The sequence below is a fragment of the Mesorhizobium sp. M6A.T.Ce.TU.016.01.1.1 genome (assembly GCF_003997065.1).
Taxonomy (GTDB): Bacteria; Pseudomonadota; Alphaproteobacteria; order Rhizobiales; family Rhizobiaceae; genus Mesorhizobium; species Mesorhizobium mediterraneum.
Window position 1 is genome coordinate 71,263 of sequence record NZ_RZTJ01000024.1, and the last position, 6,644, is coordinate 77,906.

Here is a 6,644-nt window from a genome sequence, read left to right on the forward strand (position 1 = left end):
GCCTTCAATGCCCGAAATACATCGCCATGATTTCGCTATGCTCGATGCTCTCGCCCGGCCGGATCTCGGTCTTGACCGCTCCGTGATCGACAAGGAACAGCTGCCGGCTGAGTTCGAGCAGGAACTCGATGTCCTGCTCGACGACGACGAGCGGCACCCCGCCCTTCGAAATATCCATGACGGCGGTGCAGAGCTCGTCCTTGATCTTCGGCGCCAGCCCAAGCGTCGGCTCGTCCAGGATCAGCAGGCGCGGATGGCTCATCAACGCCGTGCCGATCGACACCATCTGGCGTTCGCCGCCGGAAAGCGTGCGCACCCTTTGCCGCCACCGTTCGGCGAGCTTCGGGAACAGCTTCACCACCTTTTCGCGGTTCTCGGCCTCGTGCGGCCGCGCTCGCGGCGAATAGGCGCCAAGCGCCATGCAGTCGCCGATAGTCAGGTCGGGAAACAGCTTGTTGCCCTGCGGCACATGGATGAGACCGGTGGCGACGATGGCGCGCGCGCTCAAGCCAGTGATGTCCTTGCCGTCGAAGACGACGCGGCCGCGTTTCGGCGCGACCAGGCCGGAGATGGTCCTCAGCAGCGTCGTCTTGCCGTGGCCATTTGGCCCGAACAGCCCGACATTGCCGAACCGGCCGGCCTCGAGCGTGATGTCATGCAGAACGGTCACACGGCCATAGCCGGCGGTCACCGCCTCGACGCTCAGGATCGGGCTCTCGCTCACGCCGCCGATCTCCTTGTGCCGAGATAGGCCTCTACCACGCGATGGTCGGCGATCACGCTCTTGGGGTCGCCCGCGGCAAGCACACGGCCCTGGTTCAGCACGAGCAGATGTTGCGACAGGCTCATCAGGAAGGTCAGCACATGCTCGATCAGCACCACCGTGATGCCGCGCGCGGCCGTGCGCCTGATCAATCCGATCGACGTCTCGATCTCCGGCTTGGTCAGGCTCGATGCCGGCTCGTCAAGCAAAAGCATGCGTGGTTCCGTGGCTATTGCCGTTGCGAGCATCAGGCACTTGCGGTCGAACACCGACAATTCGCCGGCGAGCCGTCCGAACGTCGCCGACGAAAGGCCGACGAACTCCAGCGCCTCGGCGGCGCGGGTCCGCGCCTCGGCCGCCCCTCGCCCGGGCTTGCCATAGCTCGCGCCGATCAGCGCGTTCTCGAACACGGTCAGCCCGTCGAAGCTGGTCTCGCGCTGGAAGGTCCGGGCGAGACCGAGCTGTGCGATCACATTGCCTGTCTTGCCCTGGATCTCCATGCCATCGAACCGTATCCGGCCCTTGTCGGGGCCGAACGGTATGCCGGTGATGACGTTGAACAGCGTGCTCTTGCCACTGCCGTTCGGCCCGGCGACGCCGAAGATTTCTCCGGCCTCGACTGCGAATGAAACATCATCGACCGCCTTGAGCGAGCCGAACGCCTTCGATACGCCTTCGATTTCAAGCAGCGGCATGCCGCTATTTCATCCAGGGCTGCGGCTGGAACTCGCCGGTCGCGTATTTGGCGGGCGAGATCAAGGCGCGCTTGCCGTCCCAGATCTGGAAGAAGGTAATCGGGATGTAGTCGTCGCCCTGCATGGCAAGATGCGTCGCCGGATCGAATTTCAGGCGGCCCTCGGCGACCTGCTTGTCGGTCTCGGACAGCGCCTTCATGATTGCGGCATGGTCGCTCGGGTCGCCGGCCTTTTTCAGCGCGTCGAAATAGACATTGACCATCTCGTACAGACCGACGCCGTATGTGCCGCTCTCGACGCCGTATTTGGCCTTGAACTTGCCGGCCACTTCGTCGGCGCGCGGGTTCTTTGGCGTGGTCAGCGCGCCGCCAAGAAGGTTATAGATCACGCCGTTCGACTTTTCCTTCGTCAGCTCGACGAATTCCGGAACGCTCGGCGCATATTGCAGGAACACCAGACTCTTGGTCGGCTGCTCCAGGAACTGGTTGAGGAACGAGGCCGAATTGCCGGGCAGATAGTCGGTGTTGATGACCACGTCCGGCACGTCCTCGCGCACCTTGGCCAGGATCGAACGCCAATCGGTCACCTCGCCGAAGGGCACGAGCTCATCGACGGTGATGGTCCAGCCCTTCTCCTTGAAGGTCTTCTTCATGCCTTCGGAGATCGTCTTCGAATAGGCGTTGTCGGACGAAATGATGGCGACCTTCTTGGTCGGCAGCGTGATCTTGCCTTCGGCTGCCAGCTTCTCGACAAAAACCGTGACGTCGGTGTTGTAGGCGTCGAAGGACGGGGTCAGCGACCAGCAGCAGGCATATTTTTCCGGATCGGGCGCGATGATGTCCTTGGTCTGCTGCGATGTGGCCGCAAGCATGTAAGGCATCTCCGCCTCGGCCATGTTGTCGATCTCGAAATTGGTCAGGCTGGCATAGCCGGTCAGCATGAAATGCACATCCTGGTCGCCGAGCAGGCGCTCGACCGCGCTGGTGACGTTCGCCGCCGACTGGTCCTTCACATCACCCACGACCAGTTCGAACGTATGGCCGTCGACGCCGCCGGCGCTGTTTGCCTCGTCGATCGCCATCTGCGCGCCACGCTGGAATTCCTGGCCGTCGGCCGCCGCCGGGCCGGTCAGCGGCGCCAGCAGGCCGATCTTGACGACATCGGCGAATGCCGGTGCTGTGGCCAGCATCACGCCGAGCGACGTTCCGATCAGCATATGCCTGAAATGGCGTTTCATCGACTTGGTCATCATTGATCCTGTTCCCCTGTTATTATCGTGACGATGGTTGGATGATTGACAAATTATGCACAGGCGGGTCAATTTGAAAAGATATTTTCATGCGTAGGCGGACAAATTTGCCTGCTAAGCAGTTCGCGGAACTGCAGCGGCCAAGCGAATCGAGACAGATGGAGACAGGGATGGCGACCACGATAAAGACGATCGAAACCAGTCACGGCACGCTCGCCGTGCGCGAAAGCGCCGGCACCGGCATGCCGGTGCTGATGATCCACGGCAATTCGTCGTCAGGCGCCGTCTTCCGCAATCAATTCAACGGCAGGATCGGCGCAACCTACCATCTGATCGCGGTCGATCTTCCCGGTCATGGCGAGTCCTGCGACGCGGTCGATCCGCATCGCAGCTACTCGATGCCGGGTTACGCCGACGCAATGACCGAGGTGTTGAACAGGCTTGGCATTGAAAAGGCAGCGGTCTTCGGCTGGTCGCTGGGCGGTCATATCGGGTTGGAGATGATCGACCGCTATCCCGGCATGCTCGGTCTGATGATCACCGGCACGCCGCCGGTCGCCGGCGCCGATCTCAACAATGGCTTCAAGCCCAGCCCGCATATGGGCCTGGCTGGCAAGGAGACCCTCACCGAAGATGATATCGACGCTTATGCGCATTCAACCTGCGGCGAGCCCTATGACCAGCTGCTCCGCAATGCCGTCGCGCGCACCGATGGCCGCGCGCGCAGACTGATGCTCGGAAAATTCGCGGCTGGCGAAGGCAAGGACCAGAGCGCGATCGTCGCCGGCAAGACACCGCCGATCGCGGTGCTCAACGGCGCCGACGAGCCGTTCGTCAACACCGACTTCGTCGATACGATTGCCTTCTCCAACCTCTGGGAAGGCAAGAAACACCTGATCAGCAATTCCGGCCACGCGCCGTTCTGGGATTCGCCGGACCGGTTCGGCCCGATCTTCGAACGGTTCCTCAAGAACCTGGAGCCCAGCTGGCGCTAATGCATGTCGCGCAAAAATGCGCAGCGGTTTTGCGATAACGACATGCATAAAAACAAGAGCTTAAAGCGCGTCGCATGAGCCCGTTCGAACGCGACGTGCTTTAAGCCCTCAGCCCCCTCGCCTCGCCAGAACGCTTGCCTGGAACCATCATATCCCTGGCCAGGAGGCGGCTCACCCGGCAGAACGCCATGAACGCCCGGCAAGCCTCCTCGGTGTCGACCAGGTCGACCGTGGCGCCGAAGCAGGCATTGAACGCAGCCTGATAGACCGGGCCCTGCCGGCGAACCGGCCAGCCTTGCAGGAAATCCAGCGCCTGTTCGACGCTGTATATTTCCTCGACCGGCAGGCCAGGCGCCGTCGTGATGCGCACCGGCACCGCGAATTGCAATCTGTCCATTCGTGTCTCTCCCGAGCAGCGTTCCCGCAGCAACGCCGCTCGTTGCAAAAAGGTTGCCTTGACCGGCTTCTTGCTCGGCCACGCTTCTTGCTCAGAAATATGTCGTCAGTGCGGACGAACACCCTGGACAGGCACAAGGTGAAGCCGCAACGCATGAATTTCACCGGCTTGTGCCCGTCGTCGGCAGTTCGTCCTTGAACCTGGCGCCGTCCGGTGCCAAATCTGAGAGACTTTTCTCACAGGCTCATTAGAAGCCCTTTCTTCCGGCAAGATGGACACAATGGTCACCTATCTCGACGCCGCCACGGCACCGCTCAGAAACACCGGCCAGATCCGCCTCTATGGCGAAGAAGGCTTTGCCGGCATGCGCAAGGCCTGCGACCTCACCGCGCGCTGCCTCGACGAGCTGGTGTCGATCGTCGCGCCGGGCGTCACCACCGAAACCATCGACCGCTTCGTCTTCGAGTTCGGCATGGATCACGGCGCATTGCCGGCAACGCTCAACTATCGCGGCTACACGAAGTCGTCTTGCACCTCGATCAACCACGTCGTCTGCCACGGCATTCCCGACAACAAGCCGTTGAAGGACGGCGACATCGTCAACATCGATGTCACCTACATCCTCGACGGCTGGCATGGCGATTCCTCGCGCATGTATCCGGTGGGCACGATCAAGCGCGCCGCCGAGCGCCTGCTCGAGGTCACGCATGAATGCCTGATGCGCGGCATCACCGCGATCAAGCCCGGCGCCCGCACCGGCGCCATCGGCGCCGCCATCCAAACCTATGCCGAAGGCGAGCGCTGCTCGGTGGTGCGCGATTTCTGCGGCCACGGCGTCGGCCAGCTCTTTCACGATGCCCCGAACATCCTGCACTATGGCAACGCCAGCGAGGGCGTCGAGATGCGGCCGGGCATGATCTTCACCGTCGAACCAATGATCAATCTCGGCCGGCCGCACGTAAAAGTGCTGTCGGACGGCTGGACGGCGGTGACGCGCGACCGCTCGCTGTCGGCGCAGTACGAGCACACGATCGGCGTCACCGAGACCGGATGCGAGATCTTCACGCTGTCGCCGAAAAACCTCGACCGCCCCGGCCTGCCAGCTTAAGCTGGAGGCAAGGGAATATCAGACAGTTTGCAGCCATCTATTACCCGCTGCATAGCTTTGGTCGAACCACGGGAACTGAAGGAGGCGGAATCTTGGTTGCCGGAGATATCGTACCCGACATTGACCTTTCCTTTTGAGTCTTTGATCTCTGCAATAACAGCCATCAACTCTGGTATTCGGCCTACTGCGACGACCCCCGCATAATTGTCATTCCACGTTCGTATTGTCGCCTCAAGCTTCAGAGGAGAGGCGCTGCTGCCTTGGATGTAGAGCATTGCCGGTGCTTCAGTCACCTCTTCAAACTCTTTCTTGCGGAGGACATAGGCAACAAATAACGTCTCCTTACTATCGCATTGAACAACCAACGAATCGCGAACGCCGCCTTCGGTCGCGATCACCTTTGTCACGCCAAACACATCTGGTCCTTCGGTACTGGCTTCCCAAGCACAAGCAGGCTGAATACTGATCACAGCAGCAAACAAGAAAAAAGTTTTAAACATTTCAGAACCCCTCCACCGAGATAAATAGAAGCAGACGGGCGAGGGTTTGTCGACTTCTTATCCTCGGTCCGCTGTTTCAATTTCCTTGAGCGCACGACAGTGCTGGACGCGTAAGATGCTCTAAGTTTTTTGAATCCATACACCGTGCTTTCGAAAATCGATTCCGATTTTCGGGCCGATGCTGTAGTCCTTCTCCCTGCGTCGGATCTTTCCGGTCAAGAAAATGCAGGCGGCTATGGGGAAAACCAGCGACGACGACGAGCGGGGTTTCTTTCCCGAGAGACCGACAAAGTCGCTCGCGAAAGCCAAGTCGGTCGAAAAGCCGCATTATCTCGGGCATCGCGACCGCTTGCGCCAACGGTTCGCGGCCGCGGGTTCCGACGCCCTCCCCGACTACGAATTGCTGGAACTCCTGCTCTTTCGCCTGATCCCCCGCGCCGACACCAAGCCCGTCGCCAAGGCGCTGCTGGCGCGCTTCGGCACGCTGGCCGAGGTGCTTGGCGCGCCTGTCGCGCGACTTGAGGAGGTCGGGGGCATCGGCCCGGCGGTGGCACTCGACCTAAAGGTCGTTGCCGCGACCGCCCAACGCGCGGCACGTAGCGAGATCAAAGGCCGCGAGGTCTTGTCGTCCTGGACGCAGGTTCTCGGATACTGCCGGTCAGTCATGGCCTTCGAGGAGCGCGAGCAGTTCCGAATCCTGTTTCTCGACAAGAAGAACGCGCTGATCGCCGACGAGGTGCAGCAGGTCGGCACCGTCGACCACACGCCGGTCTATCCGCGTGAAGTGGTCAAACGCGCGCTCGAACTCTCCGCCACGGCAATCATTCTGGCGCATAATCATCCGTCAGGCGACCCGACGCCGTCGCGCGCCGATATCGAGATGACCAAGCTGGTCATCGAGACGGCCAAACCGCTCGGCATCGCCGTTCATGATCAC

At 61.1% G+C, this 6,644-nt stretch carries 8 protein-coding genes; 3 read left to right on the forward strand and 5 right to left on the reverse strand.

Features of this window, described 5'->3' with window-relative positions; all coding sequences use genetic code 11:
• Positions 1-4 precede the first annotated feature (4 nt).
• From EOC94_RS28700 to EOC94_RS28710, 3 genes are read right to left on the reverse strand one after another with little or no spacing between them, the layout of a single operon-like run.
• Positions 5-724, reverse strand: a complete 720-nt coding sequence (locus tag EOC94_RS28700; protein ID WP_127294855.1) for an ABC transporter ATP-binding protein — start codon at positions 722-724, stop codon at positions 5-7.
• Entirely contained in the window at positions 721-1,458 is a 738-nt protein-coding gene (locus tag EOC94_RS28705; protein WP_127204887.1) for an ATP-binding cassette domain-containing protein, read from the reverse strand. Before EOC94_RS28705 ends, EOC94_RS28700 begins: the two co-directional genes overlap by 4 nt.
• Before the next feature lie 4 nt (positions 1,459-1,462).
• Complete coding sequence (locus tag EOC94_RS28710) at positions 1,463-2,710, reverse strand: ABC transporter substrate-binding protein (RefSeq protein WP_127204886.1); 1,248 nt, start codon at positions 2,708-2,710, stop codon at positions 1,463-1,465.
• Between the two features lie 167 nt (positions 2,711-2,877).
• On the opposite strand from EOC94_RS28710, the gene EOC94_RS28715 reads away from it, so the two are divergent.
• Positions 2,878-3,702 (forward strand): alpha/beta hydrolase, encoded by an 825-nt coding sequence (locus EOC94_RS28715; RefSeq protein WP_127204885.1) that lies wholly within the window; start codon positions 2,878-2,880, stop codon positions 3,700-3,702.
• Between the two features lie 100 nt (positions 3,703-3,802).
• Here the strand turns inward: EOC94_RS28715 and EOC94_RS28720 are convergent, their stop codons facing one another.
• The gene (locus tag EOC94_RS28720; RefSeq protein WP_095485433.1) at positions 3,803-4,099 is read right to left on the reverse strand and encodes a DUF982 domain-containing protein; all 297 of its coding nucleotides are present in this window, start codon (positions 4,097-4,099) and stop codon (positions 3,803-3,805) included.
• A gap of 280 nt (positions 4,100-4,379) precedes the next feature.
• On the opposite strand from EOC94_RS28720, the gene map reads away from it, so the two are divergent.
• Positions 4,380-5,207, forward strand: coding sequence for a type I methionyl aminopeptidase (map, locus tag EOC94_RS28725; protein ID WP_095485434.1), 828 nt, complete (start codon positions 4,380-4,382; stop codon positions 5,205-5,207).
• Here map and EOC94_RS28730 read toward each other — a convergent pair.
• Positions 5,204-5,707 carry a hypothetical protein gene (locus EOC94_RS28730; protein ID WP_127294857.1) on the reverse strand — a complete coding sequence of 168 codons (504 nt, stop codon included), beginning with the start codon at positions 5,705-5,707 and terminating at the stop codon, positions 5,204-5,206. The genes map and EOC94_RS28730 overlap by 4 nt on opposite strands.
• Positions 5,708-5,942: 235 nt before the next feature.
• On the opposite strand from EOC94_RS28730, the gene radC reads away from it, so the two are divergent.
• On the forward strand, positions 5,943-6,644 hold a 702-nt coding region (radC, locus tag EOC94_RS28735; RefSeq protein ID WP_148128440.1), incomplete at its 3' end, for a DNA repair protein RadC.

Excerpts from the sequence above, each read along its gene's own strand:
- EOC94_RS28715 (WP_127204885.1), top strand. The coding sequence starts at position 2,878 with ATGGCGACCACGATAAAGACGATCGAAACCAGTCACGGCACGCTCGCC.
- EOC94_RS28710 (WP_127204886.1), bottom strand. The coding sequence starts at position 2,710 with ATGATGACCAAGTCGATGAAACGCCATTTCAGGCATATGCTGATCGGA.
- map (WP_095485434.1), top strand. The coding sequence starts at position 4,380 with ATGGTCACCTATCTCGACGCCGCCACGGCACCGCTCAGAAACACCGGC.
- EOC94_RS28720 (WP_095485433.1), bottom strand. The coding sequence starts at position 4,099 with ATGGACAGATTGCAATTCGCGGTGCCGGTGCGCATCACGACGGCGCCT.
- EOC94_RS28730 (WP_127294857.1), bottom strand. The coding sequence starts at position 5,707 with ATGTTTAAAACTTTTTTCTTGTTTGCTGCTGTGATCAGTATTCAGCCT.
- EOC94_RS28705 (WP_127204887.1), bottom strand. The coding sequence starts at position 1,458 with ATGCCGCTGCTTGAAATCGAAGGCGTATCGAAGGCGTTCGGCTCGCTC.